The following is a 21,048-nucleotide window of genomic DNA, read 5'->3' on the forward strand; positions in this document are numbered from 1 at the left end:
ACTAGCACCAAAAGTCGGAAAAAGCAGCCAACCGCCAGAACCCATATGGACCCCGGCGCCGCCGCCGTCGATGAACGCTGTATAGGATGGACAAACCGATCCTGTCAACGAACCGTCATGAAGTTTTTCGAAAAATCTGCGAACCCGATCGCGTCGCCGGCGAAACGTCCCTTGAGGTCGGTGCCGGATCAGCGCGTGCACGTATCTGCTCCGAATGGTGCGCCGTCATGCCAGCGGGGATCGGCCGGCAGTATGGCCAACTCGCCAATCCGGCCCCATCTCATCTAGGATGAAATGGATCGATTCGCGGATCCCGGTTATCCGCGCTTCCTGAGACACGAACGAGATTTGACCGTGCCTGTTTCCCGGACCACCGCCCGATCGGCCTTCTTTCTCGCGCGCCCGTTGCGTACGGCGCTCAACGGTGCGCAGGAAATCTTCGTCCTGCCGCCCCGTCTGCAGTTCGCGGCTTTATGCTGGCGACGCGCTGCACGTGAAGGCACCTGCGAGATCTTGTTGATCACCAGCCGTGGCACCGGCCGCTGGGTCGTTCCGAAGGGATGGCCGATGAAGGGTGCCGAGGCTGCGGCGATCGCCGCGATGGAAGCCCATGAAGAAGCCGGCGTGCGCGGACGCGTCGAACAGGCGCCGCTCGGCACCTTCACGTACGCCAAGGAAATGCGTGGCGGCCTGAAGGTCGGTTGCACGGTGCAGGTGCACGCGCTCGAAGTCGAAGGTCTCGACGAGGACTTTCGTGAAAGAGGGCAGCGCCGGCTTGCCTGGTTCTCGCCGGCCGAGGCCGCCGAACGCGTCGACGAGCCGGGATTGAAGGCGATGCTCGGCGGTTTTCGCCGCTGATGCCGGACGAGGCGAAACCGCTTCAGGCTCGCCGAACTTGCACTGATCGATCATTCCCGCTATCCGCCCGCCGGGTTCGAGCATTGCCGCGACCCTTCGCGCACGGGAGAATCCGTGCCGCGCGGCCGTCCATGCCCGCCCCGCGAGGACCGTCGTCACAGTGAGCCAGTTTTCCTCCGAAACCCGCAAACCGACGCTCGACAAGGATCTCGACAAGTTCGCCTATGTCGAGGAAGCGACGAGTTTCGTCTCCCGTTCGCTGGTCGGACCGGGCATCGCGCTGATCTTCCTCTTCACCGTTGCCGTCTTCGTCGCCGTGATCTTCTCCGGGACGGACCGGACGCTGCTCATCGCCACGGCCGCCGCGATCGGCGGCTACATGGCGCTGAACATCGGCGCCAACGACGTCGCCAACAATGTCGGCCCGGCAGTCGGCGCCAACGCGCTTTCGATGGGCGGCGCGCTCGTCATGGCCGCGCTGTGCGAAAGCGCGGGCGCGCTTCTGGCCGGCGGCGACGTGGTCCAGACCATTTCCAATGGGATCGTCGCACCGGCCTCGCTCGACGGAACGAGCATCTTCATTCAAGCGATGACCGCCGCGCTCGTTTCCTCCGCGCTCTGGGTCAACCTTGCGACCTATGTCGGCGCACCGGTCTCCACGACGCATTCCGTCGTCGGCGGGGTGCTCGGCGCAGGCGTCGCGGCGGCCGGGCTTTCGGCGGTCCATTGGGAGGTGGTGCTGGCGATCACTGCGAGCTGGATCGTCTCGCCGCTGATCGGCGGCGTCATCGCCGCAGCCTTCCTCGCCTTCATCAAGATCTTCATCATCTACCGCGACGACAAGATCGCCGCGGCGCGGCGATGGGTGCCGGTCCTGATCGCGGTGATGGCCGGCGCGTTTGCGAGCTACCTCGCCTACAAGGGTCTCGGCCACCTCTTCCACCTCGGACCGGCCGACGCGACCGTTACCGGGCTCGTCGTTGGGCTCGCCGCTTGGCTGGTCTACAATCCGCTCATCCGCCGGCAGTCGCGCAACCTCGAAAACCGCAACCAGTCGCTGCGCAAGCTCTTCACCGTGCCGCTCGTCGTTTCCGCGGCCTTCCTTTCCTTCGCCCATGGCGCAAACGACGTCGCCAACGCCGTCGGCCCCCTGGCGGCGATCGTCGGCGCGGCCGAGGCCGGTTCCGTCGGTACGGCGATCACGATCCCGATCTGGGTCATGGTCGTCGGCGCCTTCGGCATCTCGCTCGGGCTGACGCTCTTCGGCCCCCGGCTGATCCGCATGGTCGGTCGCCAGATCACCCGGCTCAATCCAATGCGCGCTTTCTGCGTGGCGCTCTCGGCGGCGTTGACGGTCATCGTCGCCTCCTGGCTCGGCCTGCCGGTCAGTTCCACGCACATCGCCCTCGGCGGCGTCTTCGGCGTCGGGCTCTTTCGCGAATGGTACACCGCACGCTCGCCCCGTCGCATGGCGTATGTCCGGCGCAACGAGACACGCCGGGCGAAGGCCGCCCCCGGACCGCACGCCCGGGAAGAGCAGCGCCGGCGCAAGCTCGTGCGCCGCTCGCACTTCATGCGGATCGTCGCCGCATGGATCTTCACGGTGCCGGCTGCCGCCCTTCTCGCCGCGGGCGTCTTCTTCGCCCTCACCCCCTTCTTCGCCCTGTGAGCGATCTGCGAGATCCGGAATCTGCCTGATGCGCGCGAATTTTCGAATGCATCGCCTGTTCGTCGAGGCGCGCCTTCATGCCGGCGGCGAAGTGACGGCCTCCAAGGAACAGGCGAACCATCTCGCAAACGTGCTTCGCCTTGCCGACCAGGCGGAAATTCTCGTCTTCAACGGTATCGACGGCGAATGGAAAGCCCGCCTTTCCTTCCCGACGAAGAAGCGGCTCGTCCTGACCATGACGGACCGGGCCCGGTCGCAGCCCCCCGCCCCCGATCTCGTCTACTGCTTCGCGCCGCTGAAGGTCGGCCGGCTGGACTACATGGTCCAGAAGGCCGTGGAGATGGGTGCCGGCATCCTGCAGCCCGTCTTCACGCACCATACCCAGCTTCATCGCGTGAAGGTCGAGCGCCTGCAGGCGAACGCGGTCGAGGCGGCGCAGCAATGCGGCGTCCTCGCCGTGCCGGCCGTCCGCGAGCCGGTGAAGCTGAAGCCGCTGCTCGACGCATGGCCATCCGATCGGACGCTGATCTTCTGCGACGAGGGTGCCCGGACCCAAAATCCGCTCGATACCTTGAAACGGCTCGACGGGGCGCGATTTGCCCTTCTAGTCGGCCCCGAAGGGGGCTTTTCCGAAGAGGAGCGCACGCTCTTGTCCGCCCATGCCAACGTCATGCCGATCCCGCTCGGACCGCGCATCCTGCGTGCCGATACCGCTGCCGTCGCCGCAATGGCGGTATTGCAGGCGACGATCGGCGACTGGCATTGATGCGGCCGGACGGGGCCGCCGGATGGCGAGGCCAGGCTGGAGCGGCAGACCGGGGGTGCTTGCACGTGACACGTCGTTCAACAGAATTCTTCTTGCACTCGCGGGCCGTTCGCGGCAGGCAGGACGCCTTTCGCCGCGCGCCGAAAAGGGGCGAGTAAGATCGCATGGCCCGAGACACGACTGACGATACGCCGATCACGTCCACGCAGGAACTGATCGCCCACATCGCCGACGGCTGCAAGCCGCCGGAAGATTTCCGCATCGGCACCGAGCACGAGAAGTTCGTCTTCTTCACCGCCGACAACACGCCGGTCCCCTACGAGGGAGAACGCTCCATCTCCGCGCTGTTGCGCGGCATGGAGTCGAGGCTCGGTTGGGAGCCGATCGTCGACGCGGGCAACATCATCGGCCTTGTCGAGCCGACGGGACAGGGCGCGATCTCGCTGGAACCGGGCGGCCAGTTCGAGCTTTCGGGCGCGCCGCTCGAAACGATCCACCAGACCTGTCGCGAATCGAACGCCCATCTGGCGCAGGTGCGCGAGATCGCCGAGCCGATGGGCATCGGCTTCCTCGGCCTCGGCGGATCGCCGACCTGGACGCGCGCCGAGATGCCGCGCATGCCGAAATCGCGCTACGACATCATGACGAACTACATGCCCAAGGTCGGCACCAAGGGCATCGACATGATGTACCGGACATGCACGATCCAGACCAATCTGGACTTTTCCAGCGAAGCGGACATGCGCCGGAAGATGCAGGTGGCGCTCAAGCTGCAACCGGTCGCCACCGCTCTTTTCGCCAATTCGCCCTTCACCGAAGGCGAGCCGAACGGCTTTCTCTCGTGGCGCGGCGACATCTGGCGCGACGTCGACAATCGGCGCAGCGGCCTCCTGCCGTTCGCCTTCGAAGCCGATTTCGGGTTTTCGGACTATGTCGAATGGGCGCTCGACGTGCCGATGTACTTCATCCTGCGCGAAGGCGAATACCGCGATTGCACCGACGTGACGTTCCGCCAGTTCATGGATGGCGCGCTCGAAGGCGATGTCCCGGACGCCCGGCCCACCATGGGCGACTGGACGAACCATCTTTCGACGCTGTTCCCCGACGTTCGCCTCAAGCGCTTCCTCGAGATGCGCGGGGCCGATGGCGGGCCGTGGCGCAATATCTGCGCGCTGCCGGCGTTCTGGGTCGGGTTGCTTTACGACGAAGGCGCGCTCGGCGCCGCCGAAACCCTGACGGAGCGCTGGCGTTACGCCGACGTCGAGACGCTGCGCAATGCCGTTCCCAAACAGGGGCTCGACGCGACGATCGACGGGAGAACCCTCCACAAAATCGTACGAGACGTGCTCGAGATCTCGCGGGGCGGCCTCGTCGCGCGCGAACGCCTCAATGCGGAAGGGTTCGACGAATCGCATTTCCTTGCGCCGCTCGAAGAAATCGCCGCCAGGGGCCAGACCTACGCCGGAAGCATGCTCGCACTCTATGAAGGGCGCTGGAACCACTCGGTCGAGCCCGTCTATTCGGAATTCGCGTACTGAAGGTCTGAAACCCGCGATGTGCGGCTGTCGGCGCCGGATGTAATCGTCCGAATGCGTCGGGAAGGACAAGGTCTCGCGATGGCTTGTCGCGAACCTTCCGAGGTCGGGATTGGCCACCCGGAAACCGTACGCGAGCATTTCCGCTTCATCGAGATCACCCCGTCGAACCGGGTGATCGTTCGGCAATGTACGGCAAAAGAGACAAGACACGCGGGATCCCGGTAGAGGGGATCGCGCGTGTCTTCATGCTCTGCTGCGATCGCTGTTCGATCGGCTTCGATCGCAGGATCGTCGTGCGCTTTTTCGGACCGAACCGGGAATACGCTAGTTGGAGTTGCCGCTCGAGGAGCCGCCGTTCGACGTTCCGCCGCTATTGCCACCCGAGGAAGTGCCGCCGGTATTGCCGGTGCTCGCACCGCCGTTTGTATCGCCGCCGCTTTCACCGCTCGACGCATTGTTGGAGCTGTTGCCCTTGGACGCTTCGCCGCCATTGCTGTTGCACAGCGTGCTGTTCGCGTCGCAGTTCTGGGCATCCGAACCGGTCGTATTCTGCTGCGTATTGCTTTGGGCATAAGCGCCAGCGCACGAGCCGGCGAGCAGAGAAGCCGCAAAGGCTGCCTTCATGATGGTACGCATGTTATTCTCCACGATCCTTGGGAATTTCCGGAGCTGACCGACGTAAACAGTTCAGAAACTGCAAAAGTTCCGATGTCGGCACGATCAACTCTTTACCACGAAGGAAACGTATCTTTATTTTCAAGTCATCGTGATACGAGGACTTGATGCCCTGCGGATCTCGTCTTTTATACGATGCGACAAGCCCGTAGCAGTTTAAGAAGTCGCGGCAGGGACGGGTGCCGATTCATCGCACAGTAAGTCGGCCTGCGTTTGCCGCCATAGCTTTCCTTGTGGCGGGCGAGCGATCGGCTCGGATAGATCCACCGGTTCGTCAGCCCGTTGGTATAGACGAACCGGAAGGCCCGACGCGTCAGCCAGTCATGGGTGAATTCGCGATCCTCGATCTTGTGGAAGGGCATGATGCCGAGGTGGAATTCGAGCGCCCCCTCCTCGGAGAACCGTTCGATCGCGCGGCGGACCATCAGATAGGCCGAAAGCGGGTCTGCCTCGGGCAGCCAGCGCCGCGTCGCCGACAGATAGCCGAGAACCCGGCCGTCGCGATAGATCGGGTCGAAGAAGGCGAAGGCGATCGGCTGGTCATGATCGTCGAGGACGAAGAACTTGCGCACGCCCGGTTCGTCTTCGAGGACGACGGGACGCACGAGGAAGCCGAGCTCGTGACGCGCCGTCGTACGCGTTTCCCGCCAGGCCCGCGAGATCGCTTCGACGCGAACGGGATCGATGTCGTCGAGACGGGCTTCGACGACGCGCTGGCCGGCCCGTTCGGCGCGGTTGACCGCCGTGCGGAAGCTTCTGCGTTTCGTGCCCGCGAAGCTGTAGCCGGACATGTCGATCACGCTTTCGACGCCGAGCGCGTTCACGGTAAAGCCGCGCGCGACGAGCAGTTCGGCCATCGCGCGGGAAATCTGCCAGAACGTGACGTCCCCACAGTGCGCGACGAAGGCGTCGACGAGTTCGCCCCATCGCTCGCGCGGGGCAAGCGGATCGGCGAGCACGAAGGCGGTCCGCCCGACCATGCGGTAGGCGAGGATGCCGTCACGGTCGCCGAAATACGAAAGTCCCGGCTGGCAGGCGACGGAGAAGGCGAGCGCGAAATCGCCATGGGCGCGCAGAAGCGCCAGCCTTTCGTCGAGCGATACGCCGGCTTCGGTTCCGGGCTCGCGCTTTTGACCAAGAAAGAAGAGACGGGTGTCCATGGCGCCCATGCATCGGAGCGTACAATTCTGAAAGCGCGTGCCGTTGCCCGTCCGCCGCGTCGCACGAAAGGACGGGCCATGCCGGCGCGCGGTGCCGATCTACGCCCCGCGCGCGGGGAGCACAAGCCTTTCGCCCGCGAGCAAACAGCACGGAGCAAAGCCGGTAGCGAACGAAGGGCTTGTCGGGAATCGAAAGGCCCGGCAGTCGTTGTAAAACGAACTGCCGGGCAGGTGGACGAGCGTGAGCGCCGCCCGTCGGGAACCCCTTCGGCGCCCGCTACCCGAACGGTGCGGACGCGGCATTCTTCAGGCTCGGCGAATGCGCACGCGCCGCCGGCGTGCAGCCTCGACGAGATGATCGGAAGGGTCGCCGAGCGGCCCCATGGCGAGCGCGGCCCTCAGATCGTCGCGCCTGAGGCCGATATCGGCGAGTTCGTGGTCATCGAACGTTTCGAGCCGGCGCACGGACCGTCGGTTTCGCCGGGCACGCAGGATCGATGCGACGTCCGAACGCAGCGAACGCCAGCCTTCGCTCGCGCGCAGAAATACGGAAAGGGTCGATGAATGCCTGCCGAAAACGCTCATGGGTCTACCTCGCCTCGACGAAACTGCGGTGTATCCCTGCGGTCGGAAACCGCACACCTGCTTCGTGGCCCATGAATGCCCGTTCGCCATTGATCGGTCCAACGAATGTTTCTAATATCGGCCATCAAACAGAATGATGGATGAAACCGATGTCCGCGCCGCTCGATCTCGACCAGCTTCGAACCTTCATCGCCATCATCGAGTGCGGCAGCTTTACCCGTGCGGCCGAAGAGGTCGGGCGCACGCAGTCGGCCGTCTCCATGCAGATGCGGCGGCTGGAGGAACGCATCGCCCGTCCGCTTTTCACGAAGAACGGGCGCGGCAATCGGCTGACCGAGGACGGCGAACGACTTCTCGACCATGCACGCAAGCTGATCCGGCTCAGCAACGAGACGATCGCCGCCTTCGATGCGGAAAGCCTGACGGGCATGGTGCGCATCGGTGTGCCGGACGACTATGCCGAGCGCTACATGCCGGACATCATCGCCCGCTTCGCCAAGACCAACCCGCATGTCGAGCTCTTCATCGTATGCGAATCGTCGCGGGACCTCGCCGCCAGGATCGAGCGCAACGAGCTCGACATCGCCGTCGTGACCCATAATCCGCGCAGCCGTCCCTCTTCCCGCGTGATCCGCACCGAACCGCTCTACTGGGTCGGCTCGCTCAACCACCACGCCCACGAGGAGACGCCGGTTTCGCTCGCCGTCGGCCGGCACGACTGCACCTGGCGCCGCCTCGCCTGCTCGGCGCTCGATTCGGTCGGCCGCGCCTATCGGATCCCCTTCACGAGCTGGTCGTCCACGGTCGTCGCCTCCGCCGTGCTCGCGGGGCTCGCCGTCTCGCTGCTTCCCGAATCGGCGCTTCGCCCCGGCATGCGGGTGCTTTCCGCCGCGGACGGATTTCCGTCGCTCGCGCCCGTCCAGATCGGCATGATGCGCCGGCCGGGCGCCCCTGCGGAGCTGATCGACGCACTCGGCGAACACATCGTCGCAAGCCTCGACGACCTCGCCGATCCGCGCCTTTCTAGCGAGCCCGGCACACTGCAGCGCGCCTCCCGGTCGCGCGCGGGACACCTGCCGGCGACCTGGTAGGGCGGCGGCGTGAAACCTGCCGGTCGGCCGGGCGTTTGCCCTTCGCCGCCGCGCCGCGGGCCTTTACCGGAAACCGCCGGTCGAGCGTCGCCGTCGCGGTGAAACGCTCGAACCCGGAGACGACGGATGGCACAGGAAAAGAAGACGACGAAGGCGAGGGCGGAAGGGTCGGACGGCAAGAGCGGCAAGAAGGCGGCAGCCGACAAGTCGACGCCGCCGCCGGTGAGCAAGATGGGCGACCGGGTGGAGGCCTATGCTCGCCTCGCCACGCAGTTTCGCACCGAAGCGGCCGTCATGCTGCCGAAGACGCTGACCGGCCAGGGACGCCGGGAACACGTGCGCGCATGCATTCTCGAAGACCATGCCGACCGCATCGACACGCATGCCGAGGGCACGACCGCCAAGTTCGATAAGCTCGCCAAGTCGCTGTTTTCCTTTTTCCGCGGAACGGCACTGCTCTTCTATCGCGACATGGCGGGCAGCGACGCGCGCATGCCCACCGTGCTGCTTCTCGGCGACGTGCATCCGGAAAATTTCGGCGTGATGCCGAACCGGGACAACGTGCCGATCTTCTCGGTCAACGATTTCGACGAGGTGAGCTACGGTCCGTTCAGCTGGGACATCAAGCGCGGCGCGGTCGGCTTCATGATCGCGGCAAAGGAGGAAGGCGGTTTCAAGAAGAAGAAGCGCCGCAAGATCGCCAAGCATTTCGTGAGCGGCTACATTGCCGGCATGACGCGCTATGCGCAGCAATCCGACGAGATCGACGACGTCTATCGGCTCGACAACAGTCCGAAGATCATCTCCTCCCTCATCAAGAGCGCGATGAAAGATCGCTCGAAGTGGCTCGACAAGCGCTACGCCAACGAGACGCGCGAAGGCTTTCGCGTCAGCGACGAACTGACGCCGATCTCGAGCCGGCGCGACGAGTTTCAGAAGCTGATCGAGGAGCTGGTCGCGAAGAAGGGCATCGAGACCGGCGGACGCTTCGGTGATTTGCGGGTGAAGGACGTGGCAATCCGGCACGGGCAGGGCACGGCTTCGCTCGGGCTTTCGCGCTACTACGTGCTGATCGAGGGAGCGCTCGGCGACGGTACCGACGATGCGATCATCGAGTTCAAACGCGCCCGCCGCAGCGCGCTTTATGGCCTCGTGCCCGACAACGGGTTCGGTACGGAGGGCCGCGGTGAACGCATTGCGCATGGTCAAGCCGTCCACCTGACGGACGGCGACCAGTTCTACGGCAATGTCGATATCGACGGCATGAGCTTCATGACCCGCGAGCGTGCTCCGTTCCGCGACGACATCGACCTCGACGACCTTTCCTACGACGAGTTCAAGAACTACGCCGAAGCCTGCGGCCGCGCGCTCGCCCAGGCGCACGCGCGCTCCGACGAGGCCGGCCGGATCGACTACGACATCGAGCCGAGCATTCTCGACGCCATGACCCCGCGCGGCCTCTTCATCGACGACATGGTCCGGTTCGCCGAGGAAACGAGCGACCGGCTGGAACGCGACCACGAATCTTTCCGGCGCGACCACAAGCTCGGGGCCTTCGAGACCGTGCAGCAGGATTACCGCTGACGCCGACAGACGGCTATCGATCGCAGCAACGAAAAAGGGCCGGCGATCCGCAGATCACCGGCCCTTTCCTCATCTCGGCGTATGGGAACCGGCCGCCGGCCGATCCCCGTCATGTGCTTGCTATTCGGCCGCTTCCTGCGGTGTCGATTCGGAAACCGGCTGCGCGTTGGGCTTGTAGCCGCCCTCCGCCTTCACCTTTTCCCAAGCCCGACGCACGCCCGCCTCGTAGTCGGGATGCACCTTCTTGAACTCGGAGAGCTGACGCTCGCAGATCTCTTCCGGCACGCCCGGCCAGGTGCCGGCGACGTTCGCGAACAGGCGCTCCTTTTCGTCATCCTCGAGAACCTTCTCGAAGAGCGTACGAACCTGGCTGTAGTCGTCGTGGCCGTTGCGGTGATCGTAGCGATCGGCATTGCCGTCGATCTTGAGCGGCGGCTCCTTCTGGCCCGGATTGTCGGTCGGTCCGTCGAAGGAATTCGGCTCGTAATAGGCGTTCGGCGTACCGGTGGCGACACCGCCATAGACGTTCATCTCGCCGTCCATGTGGTAGTGATGGACCGGGCACTTCGGCCGGTTGACCGGGATCTGCTCGTAATGCGTGCCGAGGCGATAGCGGTGCGCGTCGGCATAGGAGAAGATGCGGGCCTGCAGCATCTTGTCCGGCGACCAGGAGATGCCCGGAACGACGTTCGATGGCGAGAACGCGGCGTTCTCGACCTCGGCGAAGTAGTTCTCCGGGTTCCGGTTCAGCTCCATGGTGCCGACGTCGATCGGCGGGAACTGGTCGTGCGGCCAGACCTTCGTCAGGTCGAACGGGTTGAAGTCGCACTTCTCCGCCTCTTCCTCGGCCATGACCTGGATCTGGAACTTCCAGCGCGGGAATTCGCCGCCGTCGATCGCGTTGAAGAGCGCTTCCTGGTAGCTTTCGCGCGTCTTGCCGACGAGTTCCTCGGCCTCGGCGTTGGTATGATGCTTGTGACCCTGTTGCGTCTTGAAGTGGAACTTGACCCAGTAGCGCTCGCCGGCGTCGTTCCACAGCGAGAAGGTGTGCGAGCTGTAGCCGTTCATGTGCATCGGCGAGATCGGCAGGCCGCGATCCGACATCAGGATCGTCACCTGATGCAGGCTCTCCGGCGAAAGCGACCAGAAGTCCCACATCGCCGTCGGCGAACGCATGTGCGTCTTGGGATGGCGCTTCTGCGTGTGGATGAAGTCCGGGAACTTGTACGGGTCACGCACGAAGAAGACCGGCGTGTTGTTGCCGACCATGTCCCAGTTGCCTTCCTCGGTGTAGAACTTCAAGGAGAAGCCGCGCACGTCGCGCTCGGCATCGGCGGCACCCGCCTCGCCGGCCACCGTGGAGAAGCGGGCGAGCATCGGCGTCTCGGCGCCGGGCTGCAGGCACTTCGCCTTGGTGTACTTGGAAATGTCGCCCGTGATCTTGAGCGTGCCGTGCGCGCCCCAGCCCTTGGCGTGGACCGTACGCTCGGGAATGCGCTCGCGGTTCTGGTGCGCCAGCTTCTCGATGAGCTGGTAGTCCTGAAGCAGGAGCGGACCGCGCTCGCCGGCGGACAGCGAATCCTGGTTCGAGACCCAGGGCGCACCGGCGGATGTGGTGAGTTTCGGTTTATCGGCCATGGGATCACCTCCATGCTTGGTCGAGCGAAAGGGTTTAGAATTCTTCTAAGACGAGCATATGGCACGCCGGCCGATAGTTTCCAATTGAAAATGTCCGCCCTTATGATAGCAATTTCCTATCATGCTCACGCTCCGGCAAATGCGCTATTTCGATGCGCTGGCGACCACCTTGAATTTTCGCAGGGCTGCGGAAGCGGTTCATGTGAGTCAACCCGCCCTTTCGGCGCAGATCCACGAGCTTGAACGTCATTTCGGTGCCAAGCTCGTTTCCCGCAGCCGCGGCGCGAGCGAACTGACGGCCGAAGGCGCGCGCGTCCTGCCGCGCATTCGCGCGATCCTCGGCGAAATCGACGCCCTCGAGGCGAGCGTCGGCCCGTCCGCGGCACACGACCGGACGGTGCGCCTCGGCATGATCCCGACGGTAGCGCCCTATCTCGTCGCGACCCTTCTGCCCCGGTTGCGCGGGGATGAAGGCGCTGCGGCCGTCGAACTCAAGGAAAGCGTGACGGCGAACCTGCTCACCGACCTTCGCGGCGGCCGGCTCGATGCGGCGATCGTCGCCTTGCCGATCGAGGATGCGAGCATTGCCGTTCGACCCCTCGTGGAAGACCGCTTCGTGCTCGCAGGTGCTGCGAACCTGCGGGCCGGTCTCGCCCCGCCGGTCCGACAGGAAGCGATCGACCCCGGTGAACTCCTGCTTCTCGAAGAAGGCCACTGCCTGCGCGACCAGGCGCTTTCGGTCTGCTCGCTTGCCGACGACCGCCGCCTCGTCGGCTACGGCGCGACCTCAATGTCGACCCTCGTGCAGATGGTTGCGCATGGCATGGGGCTGACGCTCCTGCCGGAAATCGCGGTCGCGGCCGAAGGATCCCGGCACGCGCTCGCCATGGTGCGCTTCGCCGATCCGCAGCCGGCGCGCACGCTGGCGCTCGCCTGGCGGCGGGGCTCGCATGGCGGCCCGTTCGAGGCGCTGGCCGAAACGATCGCCGAAAGCGCGCGAAGCGTGATCGCCGACGGCGCGGAATGGATCAGGCCGCAAGAAGCCTGAGTGCGAGCCATATCCACATGGCACCGACGACGAAAAAGCCGAAGATGAAGACCGGGCGACGAATGCGAAGATCGTTCGACGTCACGTGCACATAGGCGTGCACGACGCGCGAAGCGACGAAAACCCACGCGAGCACGACCGCCACGAGCCCCGCACCATGGGTGATGTAGAGGCTCAAGCAGACGACGTAAAAGAGGACCGGCAGCTCGAACTGGTTCGAGAGGTTGCGGATCGCGGTCGCACTCGAGGCAGGCTCGACATTCGGGACGAGATAGTCCTTCGCCTGCGTCTCGCCGTTGCGGATCGCGGCCATACGCCGGTTCGAGCCGATCAGATAGATCACGTAGATCAGCGCCGTCTGGGCGATCATCGGCCAGAAGGTCATCGTCGTCGCGCTCATGGCGGCGTCATCCCCGATGCCTGTCGTCGAAAGCGCCGCCCCGGCATTTACGGGGCGGCGGTGCAAACCGGACGGCCAGGGGCGTCACGCCCCCGGGTAGTTCGGGCTTTCCCGCGTGATCGTCACGTCGTGGGCGTGGCTTTCGCGCAGGCCCGCGCTCGAGATGCGTACGAAGGTCGCCCGCTCGTGGAAATCGGCGAGCGTCGCCGCGCCGACATAGCCCATGGCTGCCTTCAGACCGCCGGCAAGCTGGTGCAGCACGCCCGAGACCGGTCCCTTGTAGGGCACCTGCCCCTCGATGCCTTCCGGCACGAGCTTCAGCGTGTCGCGCACTTCCGCCTGGAAGTAGCGATCGGCCGAACCGCGCGCCATGGCGCCGACCGAGCCCATGCCCCGATACGCCTTGAACGAGCGTCCCTGGTGCAGATAGACCTCGCCCGGGCTTTCGTCCGTGCCGGCAAGCAGCGAACCGATCATCGTCGCCGCAGCGCCTGCGGCCATCGCCTTGGCGACGTCTCCGGAAAACTTGATGCCGCCGTCGGCGATCACCGGGATGCCGGATTCGCGCGCTGCCTCGGCGGACGCCATGATCGCGGAAAGCTGCGGCACGCCGACGCCGGCGACGACCCGCGTGGTGCAGATCGAGCCCGGGCCGATGCCGACCTTGATCGAATCGGCGCCGGCGTCGATCAGCGCCTTCGTGCCGTCGGCCGTCGCCACGTTGCCGGCCATGATGCGTACGGAATTCGAAAGCTGCTTGGCGCGGCTGACGGCTTCGAGCACGTGCTGGGAATGGCCGTGCGCCGTGTCGATGACGAGAAGGTCGACCTCGGCGTCGATCAGCCGTTCGGCCCGCTCGAACCCGTCCTTGCCGACGCTCGCCGCCGCCGCGACGCGCAGGCGCCCCTGCGCATCCTTCGAGGCGTGCGGATTGAGCTGCGACTTCTCGATATCCTTGACCGTGACGAGCCCGACGCAGCGCCCCGCCTCGTCGGTGACGATCAGCTTCTCGATGCGGTATTGATGGAGAAGCCGCTTGGCCTCTTCCTGGCCGACGCCCTCGCGCACCGTCACGAGGTTTTCCTTCGTCATCAGTTCGCGCACGGGCTGGCGCATGTCGGAGGCGAAACGCACGTCCCTGTTCGTCAGGATGCCGACGAGCCGACCGTTCCTGACCCCGTCCTCCACCACGGGAATGCCCGAGATCCGGTTCCCGCGCATGACGTCGAGCGCCTCGGCAAGGCTTGCTTCCGGGCCGATCGTCACCGGATTGATGACCATGCCGCTCTCGAATTTCTTGACCTGGCGAACCTCTTCGGCCTGCTCTTCGGGCGAGAGATTGCGATGGACGACGCCGATGCCGCCCGCCTGCGCCATGGCGATGGCAAGCCGGCCTTCCGTCACCGTATCCATCGCCGAGGAGATGATCGGCAGGTTGAGATCGATGTCGCGGGCGATGCGCGTGCGAATGTCGACGGCATTCGGCATCACGGTCGAATGGTCGGGCTGAAGAAGCACGTCGTCGAATGTCAGCGCTGCGCCGCCGCCGGCGGCTTCGATGATGCGGACCATGGCCAACCCTTTTCCACAAAACGGTAAAGACGTGCCTCGGACGCAAGCGCCCGGGGTTGGCACGGGCTGGTACCACGCCTCTTCGAGAAAGGAAACGGGCGCAGCGCCGATGGGTGCCACGCCCCAGAGCATTTCCAGCCAAAGCGGGATCGCTTTGGCGTCGGATAATGCGACAAAGCAAAGAGCTGGGGCATTTCCGGTGAACCAGAACTCACCGGAAATCCTCTAGCCGTCGTCACCAGAAATCTTCGAAGGCCCCGAGGCGATCCGCCGAATGGTTCAGCCGGCGAGCTGGTAGGTTTCAGGCACGAAGTAGTAGCCCTCGTCGCGCTTTTCGGCATAGCCGAGCGAGGGGAACGGCATGTGGTAGCCGAGGAACGGCACCCGTTCCTTGGCGATCATGTCGAAGACGCGCTTGCGCGTCGCCGTCGCCTGCCCGTGATCCATGTCGTAGGCGACCAGCCATTCCGGCCGCTGCAGCGAAAAGACGAAATGGTTCGCCGTATCACCCGTCATGACCAGGCTGCGATCGCCCGATTCGATGCGGAAGATCATGTGGCCGGGCGTGTGCCCGAAGGCGTTCATGGCCCTGACGCCGCTTGCCACCGTATCGCCGTCGCCGACATAGGAGAACTTGTCCTTCAGTGGCACGACGAGCTCCTCCACCATCTGGTGGTTGCCTTCCGCCTTCGTGCCCTTCAGCGCGTCGTCGGTCCAGAAATCGTATTCCTTGCGGCTGCTGACGTAGCGCGCATTGGCGAAGGTCGGGGCACCGTCTTCCATCAGCCCGCCGATGTGGTCGCCGTGGAAATGGGTAAGCACGACCATCGAGACATCTTCCGGCTTGTAGCCCGACGCCTTCAGCGCTGCGAGCATTCTGCCCGTGCCGTTCTCGCGTCCGCGCGCTCCGTTTCCGGTATCGAAGAGAATGAGTTCCTCGCCGGTATTCAGAAGCGCCGGCGCATAGCTCGAGCGCATGCTGTCGGCCGGCAGGAAATTCGCCCGTGCCAGATCGGCGATCGTCTTCTTGTCCTGCTCGGTGCCGAAGATCGAACCCGGATCGGAAGCCGTGCGATGTCCGTCCGAAAGCGCCGTGAGCTCGAACTCGCCGATGTGGAACCGGCGAAAGTCGGCCGATCGGTCGGGCTGCATCGCGGGCGCCGCAGCGCGTGCGGGCACGATCGCGGGCATGGCAAGCGCACCCACCGTGGTTCCGGCGATGGCGAAGAGGCTGCGTCTCGAAACGGGCATGAAGGCGTCTCCCTGTTCGACTTCGAATGAGCATGCGCTTCGACAGGTGGGGTCGTTTGTGGACCGGACAATTCGCCGCAGCCGAAATGACACGAATGTGATCGCGGGACGTGCGCGTCACGGTCGCGTCTATGGCCGGCGGCGAACGCCCTTCAGGACGTCTCCCGCTCGAGCGCGTCGCGGCCGCGGAAATCCTTGGCGAGCACGTACATCTCGACCGATTCCGACCGCGAAGCCGGCGGTTTGACGTGCACCACGGATCGAAAGCAGCGCTTGAGCAGCATGAGGAGATCCCGTTCCGCCCCGCCCTGAAACGTCTTGGCGAGGAAATGGCCGCCGGGCGTCAGCACCTCGATCGCGAACCATGCTGCCGTCTCGCAGAGGAAGGCGGTGCGCAAATGGTCGGTCTGGCGGTGGCCGGTCGTCGGGGCGGCAAGGTCGGAGATGACGAGGTCCGGCGCGCCCCCGCACGCTTCGAGGAGTGCCGCCGGCGCGGTCTCGTCCAGAAAATCCATCTGGAGGACGACGACGCCCGCCAACGGGTTCATCTCGAGGAAGTCGATGGCCGCGACGCGCGGCGCTTCGTCGGTGGAACCGGTCACGTCCGCTGCGATCTGCGACCAGCTTCCGGGCGCCGCACCCAGATCGACGATACGCCGGGCCCCCTTCAGGATGTCATGCCGTTCGTCGATCTCCAGAAGCTTGTAGGCCGCGCGCGAGCGATAGCCGTCCGCTTGGGCCCGCTGAACGTAGGGATCGTTGATATGGCGATGAAGCCAGTGACGCGAGGAAGCCTTGCGCCGGCCCTTGCGCACCTTCTGGCCGAGCTTGCGGCCGCTTGCGGAGGACCCCGTCGGTCGGGCCATCAGTTCCCGCCGCGGCGCGCGCCGCCCCTTCTGCCGCCGCGCCGTCCACGTCGCCATACGCCGTCCGCCGCCATCATTTCCGTCAGCAACCCTTCACGCAGACCGCGATCGGCGACGCGCATGCGTTCGGCCGGCCAGCGCCTCCGGATCGCCTCGAGAATGGCGCAGCCGGCAAGCACGAGGTCGGCCCGGTCGGCGCCGATACACGGATTGGCCGAGCGCTGGTCGAAATCCCACGAAAGCAGCCGCGCGATCATGCAGTCGACGTTCTCGCTCGTCAGCCAGAGTCCGTCGACGCGGCGACGGTCGTAGCGCGGAAGGTCGAGATGCACGCCCGCAAGCGTCGTCACCGTGCCGGAGGTGCCGAGCAGATGGAACCCGCCATCGTCGTCTTCGGCGCCCGGACACTCGAAACCGGCCAGCATGCCGGCGACGTCGGCAACCATCGCCTCGAAGATCTCGGGCGTCACCTCGCGCCCGCCGTGGCGCTCGGAAAGCGTCACGACGCCGACCGGCAGCGACGTCCAGGCGTGGATATGCCGCGCGAGGCGGCCGGGCCGTTCGCTCGCCGGACGGATGAGCGCGATCTCCGAAGAACCGCCGCCGATGTCGAAGAGGACGACCGAACGCGTGTCCGGCTCGACCAGCGATGAACATCCCGAAACGGCAAGCCGCGCTTCCGTTTCCCGGTCGACGACCTCGAGCGCGAGGCCTGCCTCCGCTTCGACGCGCGCCAGGAATTCCGGCCCGTTGACCGCCGAGCGGCACGCTTCCGTTGCGATCAGGCGCTGGCTGCGGATCGAGCGCGAGGCGATGCGCCCGGCGCACACCTTCAACGCCTCGACGGCACGGTCCATCGCGCATTCCGAAAGCCGACCGCTGCCGATCAGGCCTTCGCCGAGCCTGACGATGCGCGAGAAGGAATCGACGACGCGGAACTGCCCGGGCCGCGTCGGCTGCGCAACGAGCAGGCGGCAATTGTTCGTGCCGAGATCGAGCGCCGCGTAGAGAGGATTGTCGCGATGGCCCCAGGGTCCGCGGCCCCGTTCGCCGGACCTTGCGGCCCGATCCCCGCCCGAACGCTTGGGCGAACCGGCCAACGGCACATCGCCCGCGCAGTCCCTTCCGGTGGCCGAGCGCGCGGCTTCGCTTCCAGACGCCCCTTCCTCCGCACAGACCGCCGCTTTGTCTCTGGAGGCAGCGCGATGCGCAGGCTTCGCGCCCTTCACGCCCGCAAGCGGCCTGCCCTGCGGCTGGCGGCACCCCTTCGCGGAGTTTCGTCCGGCAGCACCGCTGGATCCGGCGTTGCAGTCTTCGTCGGACGGGGCCTGCGAGCGATCGTTCGCGCCGGAAGGCTTGCCGCGTGCCCGCGCCCGCCTGGATCGGCGCCGCCGGCGCTTTCGGTTGTTTGAATGATCTTCGCCGGATGTTTCGGAGGAACCGGAGGCAGGCTCGCCACCCGCCGCGGCGTCCGCATCGGCGCGCGACCGTCCGTCGGCCATGTTCGCCGACGTACCTTCGCCTTTTTCCGCCTCCATAGGATGGTGCGGTCTTGGCGATGCGGGCGCCATTGCCGGTGGCGCCCCGAATTGTGACGGCTCCTCACCGCGATCGGGGTTGGTCACTTCGATAGCCCATCAGGCGCCGCGCAAAATCACCGGGAATGCAGCTGGCGCTCTCGATATGTCGTCGCCCGGACGGTAGCAGCCACGCCGCCTTTCACCAAATTCTTTTTCCGCGCCCCTTGACCGGGCGCTCCACGCGCCGGGCCGAAAAAACTCTCGATCCCCGATTTGCATCCCAACCGCCTTTTGATTATAAGGCCCCCGTCGCCGCCAAACGGCGACCCCGCGGCAACCATGCGCCGCGATTGGGGAATAGGTTAACGGTAGACCCACGGACTCTGACTCCGTTAGTCCTGGTTCGAATCCAGGTTCCCCAGCCAACTTTCCCGAAAGCTCCTGATTTCGCGCCGTTTCGACCAGTCGATCGTTCGCTGGTACTGTCTTGCCTCACCGGGCTGGCCCAATCCGGTCAGGGTGCAGCAGGGAAAAGACACGACGGATTTCGATTTGGCGAACGAAGTTCAGGGGGGAAGGCGTGAGCCACAAGAGTGCTTGGTCCCGTCCCCCGAGTAACTAAGCTGCCTTTTATGCGGATAATTGCTCGCGCAGCGTCTTCTCCGCGCAATCACGGATGCCGTGCGCGAGCGATCATGTTCAAGACCCCATCGGGGACGAGACCGAAGTTTCGGCGCACCTCGCGGCCGCAGTTATCGTCCGGCTCCGCGCTGTCGGCTCCGCAACTCGCATGGATCAGCGCGTGCCCTCGAGGATCGCGACGCCGCTTGGGGCGAGGTCCGCACTGCCGAGAATGGCCGTGCCGCCGAGGCCGAGCGTCGTCAGGTCGAAGCGCTCGTTGCCGTAATTGACGGCGAAGACGAGACGTCCGCGCCGGCGCAGCCGCACGCCGTCCGGCAGGTCGACGGTCGAAAGCCCGGCCCGTTCGGCCATCGCCTTGACCGTCGCTTCGAGAAGCGCTTCGTCGCCCCAGCCGGCCATGTAGACGAGGTTGCCCTGGCGCACGAGCGCCGGCTCGCCGTCGGCGCTTGCGAGTTCGGTCTCGGCCTTCGGGCCGACCTCGACGAACTCGCGCCAGAAGCGGAAGGCACCTGCGCCCGTCGGCACCGGCACGTCGCCGCGCAGGCTTTCGACGCGGGCGACCTTCATGTCGAGCATGTCGGCGGGAAGGTCGGGCGGCAGGCTTTCAGGGATGGCGAAGTCCTTCGTCTTGGCGCCGCTTCGCGGCCCGAGGAGCACCTCGCCTTCGAAGGCGGCGAGTGCCTGCGTCAGGTTCTCCGTAAAGGCGAAGAGCGCCGGGACCGCGACGAGGCCGTAGCCGGAAAGATCGCTGACCGAAGCCGGCACGATATCGATCGAAAGGCCGAGCCGGCGCATGGCGCAATAGGTGTCGAAGACGACCCGGAAATAGTCGAATTCCGCGCCCTGATCCTCGATCTCCCACGCCCAGGAGGACGGATAGTCGAAGACGATGGCCGCGGCGGACTGCCCGCTCTCTGCGCCTATGTCGAGCACGGCGATCTCCTCGGCGACCTTCTTCGCCTCCGGAAAGGCCGGGGCCTCTCCCGAATCCGGACGAAGCAGGCCGGCATGCATCTGCTCCTGTGCGAACGGCGCCTGCCGCCAACGGAAATAGCTGACAACCTCGGCCCCGTGGGCGAAGGCTTCCCAGGTCCAAAGCCGCACCTGGCCTTCGCGTGGCGTCGGGTTGTGCGAGGCCCAGTTCACCGGTCCGGGCTGCTGCTCCATGATCCACCAGCGCCCGTTCGAGGTCGCGCGGTAGATATCGTGGTGGAACGCCTGAAAATCGGGATCGCCGGCGCGCATGAAGCGGCGCTTCCATTCGTCGTCGCGGTCGGAACGGTCGTCGAGGAAACCGAGCGGGTAGGCGTCCCAGCTCGTCACGTCGATGTCGGCACCGACGTCGAAATGGTCGAAGGTCGTCGTGCGCCCCATGAAGTTGTGGATGACATCGCGCCCCGGCGAATGCTTGCGGATGATGTCGGCCTGCAGCCGGTTGAAGCTCACCACCTGATCGGAGGCAAAACGGCGGAAATCCATGCGTGCCGGCGGGTTGGCGTCGGCGATCGTGGCGATCGGCAGCTCGATCCGATCGAAATCGTCGACTTCCATCGACCAGAAGACGTTGCCCCATGCCGTGTTGAGCGCGTCGATGGTGCCGTACTTCTCCTTCAGCCACGCGCGGTAGGCGGCAAGGGCGACGGGCGAATAGGAAAGTGCCGTGCCGTGGCAGTCGTATTCGTTGTCCGTCTGCCAGGCGGCGATGCCCGGATGGTTTCCGAAGCGCTCGGCGAGCGCCGTGACGATGCGCGCGCACTCCTCGCGGTAGCCTTCGTGCGAAAAGTCGTAGTGCCGGCGCGAGCCGAAGGCACGGCGATGACCGTTCTCGTCGACGGGCAGCATGTCCGGCATCTCGTCGACGAGCCATTTAGGCGGCGTCGCCGTCGGCGTGCCGAGCACGACTTTCAGCCCCTCGCCATGGAGCGTGTCGATCGACCGTTCGAGCCAGTCGAAACGCAGATCGCCGCGTTTCGGCTCGAGCCGGGACCAGGCGAACTCGCCGATGCGAACGAAGCTCAGGCCCAGATCCTTCATGCGCCGGGCGTCTTCGGCCCAGATCGATTCCGGCCAGTGTTCGGGATAGTAGCAAACGCCGAGGGCAGGTGCGGACATGCGGGCGATCTCCTAGGAAGCTATTGGTGTGGCAGCCGGCGGCGCGTCGAGGCATCGCCGGCTGCCGAAAAGG

At 65.4% G+C, this 21,048-nt stretch carries 18 protein-coding genes and 1 tRNA gene; 8 read left to right on the forward strand and 11 right to left on the reverse strand.

The features are described 5' to 3' along the window. Positions 1-201 (reverse strand): hypothetical protein (locus FJU11_RS18460; RefSeq protein ID WP_210242883.1); only part of this gene is annotated, 201 nt, incomplete at its 3' end. A 204-nt stretch (positions 202-405) separates the two neighbouring features. Here FJU11_RS18460 and FJU11_RS11525 point away from each other — a divergent pair. The 4 genes from FJU11_RS11525 to FJU11_RS11540 all read left to right on the forward strand — a co-directional run bounded on the left by FJU11_RS11525 (position 406) and on the right by FJU11_RS11540 (position 4,831). Then, entirely contained in the window at positions 406-858 is a 453-nt protein-coding gene (locus tag FJU11_RS11525) for an NUDIX hydrolase (protein WP_407946711.1), read from the forward strand. A 160-nt stretch (positions 859-1,018) separates the two neighbouring features. After that, positions 1,019-2,527, forward strand: a complete 1,509-nt coding sequence (locus tag FJU11_RS11530; protein WP_141167209.1) for an inorganic phosphate transporter — start codon at positions 1,019-1,021, stop codon at positions 2,525-2,527. Positions 2,528-2,555: 28 nt separating this feature from the next. Then, positions 2,556-3,293, forward strand: a complete 738-nt coding sequence (locus FJU11_RS11535; protein ID WP_141167210.1) for a 16S rRNA (uracil(1498)-N(3))-methyltransferase — start codon at positions 2,556-2,558, stop codon at positions 3,291-3,293. Between the two features lie 164 nt (positions 3,294-3,457). Next, complete coding sequence (locus tag FJU11_RS11540; RefSeq protein ID WP_141167211.1) at positions 3,458-4,831, forward strand: glutamate--cysteine ligase; 1,374 nt, start codon at positions 3,458-3,460, stop codon at positions 4,829-4,831. 324 nt (positions 4,832-5,155) lie between these two features. Here the strand turns inward: FJU11_RS11540 and FJU11_RS11545 are convergent, their stop codons facing one another. The 3 genes from FJU11_RS11545 to FJU11_RS11555 all read right to left on the reverse strand — a co-directional run bounded on the left by FJU11_RS11545 (position 5,156) and on the right by FJU11_RS11555 (position 7,251). Further along, positions 5,156-5,467, reverse strand: a complete 312-nt coding sequence (locus FJU11_RS11545) for a hypothetical protein (protein ID WP_141167212.1) — start codon at positions 5,465-5,467, stop codon at positions 5,156-5,158. Between the two features lie 167 nt (positions 5,468-5,634). Then, positions 5,635-6,666, reverse strand: coding sequence for a DUF2156 domain-containing protein (locus tag FJU11_RS11550; RefSeq protein ID WP_141167213.1), 1,032 nt, complete (start codon positions 6,664-6,666; stop codon positions 5,635-5,637). Between the two features lie 306 nt (positions 6,667-6,972). Continuing rightward, entirely contained in the window at positions 6,973-7,251 is a 279-nt protein-coding gene (locus FJU11_RS11555) for a DUF1127 domain-containing protein (RefSeq protein ID WP_141167214.1), read from the reverse strand. Positions 7,252-7,400: 149 nt separating this feature from the next. Here FJU11_RS11555 and FJU11_RS11560 point away from each other — a divergent pair, with 149 nt between their 5' ends. Together FJU11_RS11560 and FJU11_RS11565 are read left to right on the forward strand one after the other, a co-directional pair. Then, positions 7,401-8,342 carry a LysR substrate-binding domain-containing protein gene (locus tag FJU11_RS11560; RefSeq protein WP_141167215.1) on the forward strand — a complete coding sequence of 314 codons (942 nt, stop codon included), beginning with the start codon at positions 7,401-7,403 and terminating at the stop codon, positions 8,340-8,342. 126 nt (positions 8,343-8,468) lie between these two features. Beyond that, on the forward strand, positions 8,469-9,926 hold the full coding sequence (locus tag FJU11_RS11565) for a DUF2252 domain-containing protein (RefSeq protein WP_141167216.1): 1,458 nt from the start codon (positions 8,469-8,471) through the stop codon (positions 9,924-9,926). Between the two features lie 120 nt (positions 9,927-10,046). On the opposite strand, the gene FJU11_RS11570 is transcribed toward FJU11_RS11565, so the two are convergent. Beyond that, positions 10,047-11,564 carry a catalase gene (locus FJU11_RS11570; RefSeq protein ID WP_141167217.1) on the reverse strand — a complete coding sequence of 506 codons (1,518 nt, stop codon included), beginning with the start codon at positions 11,562-11,564 and terminating at the stop codon, positions 10,047-10,049. Between the two features lie 139 nt (positions 11,565-11,703). Between FJU11_RS11570 and FJU11_RS11575 the strand changes: the two genes are divergently transcribed. Then, a complete protein-coding gene (locus FJU11_RS11575; RefSeq protein ID WP_235891001.1) occupies positions 11,704-12,612 on the forward strand; it encodes a hydrogen peroxide-inducible genes activator in 909 nt (302 codons plus the stop codon). Here FJU11_RS11575 and FJU11_RS11580 read toward each other — a convergent pair. The 5 genes from FJU11_RS11580 to FJU11_RS11600 all read right to left on the reverse strand — a co-directional run bounded on the left by FJU11_RS11580 (position 12,593) and on the right by FJU11_RS11600 (position 18,239). After that, complete coding sequence (locus tag FJU11_RS11580; protein WP_141167219.1) at positions 12,593-13,012, reverse strand: MAPEG family protein; 420 nt, start codon at positions 13,010-13,012, stop codon at positions 12,593-12,595. The genes FJU11_RS11575 and FJU11_RS11580 overlap by 20 nt on opposite strands. Positions 13,013-13,096: 84 nt before the next feature. Beyond that, a complete protein-coding gene (gene guaB, locus FJU11_RS11585) occupies positions 13,097-14,584 on the reverse strand; it encodes an IMP dehydrogenase (RefSeq protein ID WP_141167220.1) in 1,488 nt (495 codons plus the stop codon). Between the two features lie 279 nt (positions 14,585-14,863). After that, positions 14,864-15,835 (reverse strand): MBL fold metallo-hydrolase, encoded by a 972-nt coding sequence (locus tag FJU11_RS11590; protein ID WP_141167221.1) that lies wholly within the window; start codon positions 15,833-15,835, stop codon positions 14,864-14,866. A gap of 152 nt (positions 15,836-15,987) precedes the next feature. Beyond that, a complete protein-coding gene (locus FJU11_RS11595; protein WP_141167222.1) occupies positions 15,988-16,701 on the reverse strand; it encodes an RlmE family RNA methyltransferase in 714 nt (237 codons plus the stop codon). After that, positions 16,701-18,239 (reverse strand): Ppx/GppA phosphatase family protein, encoded by a 1,539-nt coding sequence (locus FJU11_RS11600; protein ID WP_407946709.1) that lies wholly within the window; start codon positions 18,237-18,239, stop codon positions 16,701-16,703. The genes FJU11_RS11595 and FJU11_RS11600 overlap by 1 nt, the downstream gene beginning before the upstream one ends. 333 nt (positions 18,240-18,572) lie before the next feature. Here FJU11_RS11600 and FJU11_RS11605 point away from each other — a divergent pair. Then, positions 18,573-18,646: transfer RNA gene (locus FJU11_RS11605), tRNA-Gln, on the forward strand. Positions 18,647-19,016: 370 nt separating this feature from the next. Here FJU11_RS11605 and FJU11_RS11610 read toward each other — a convergent pair. After that, positions 19,017-20,975, reverse strand: a complete 1,959-nt coding sequence (locus FJU11_RS11610; protein WP_141167224.1) for a beta-galactosidase — start codon at positions 20,973-20,975, stop codon at positions 19,017-19,019. Positions 20,976-21,048 lie beyond the last annotated feature (73 nt).

It is taken from the genome of Pararhizobium mangrovi (assembly GCF_006516965.1).
In the GTDB taxonomy this organism is placed as follows: Bacteria; Pseudomonadota; Alphaproteobacteria; order Rhizobiales; family Rhizobiaceae; genus Pararhizobium_B; species Pararhizobium_B mangrovi.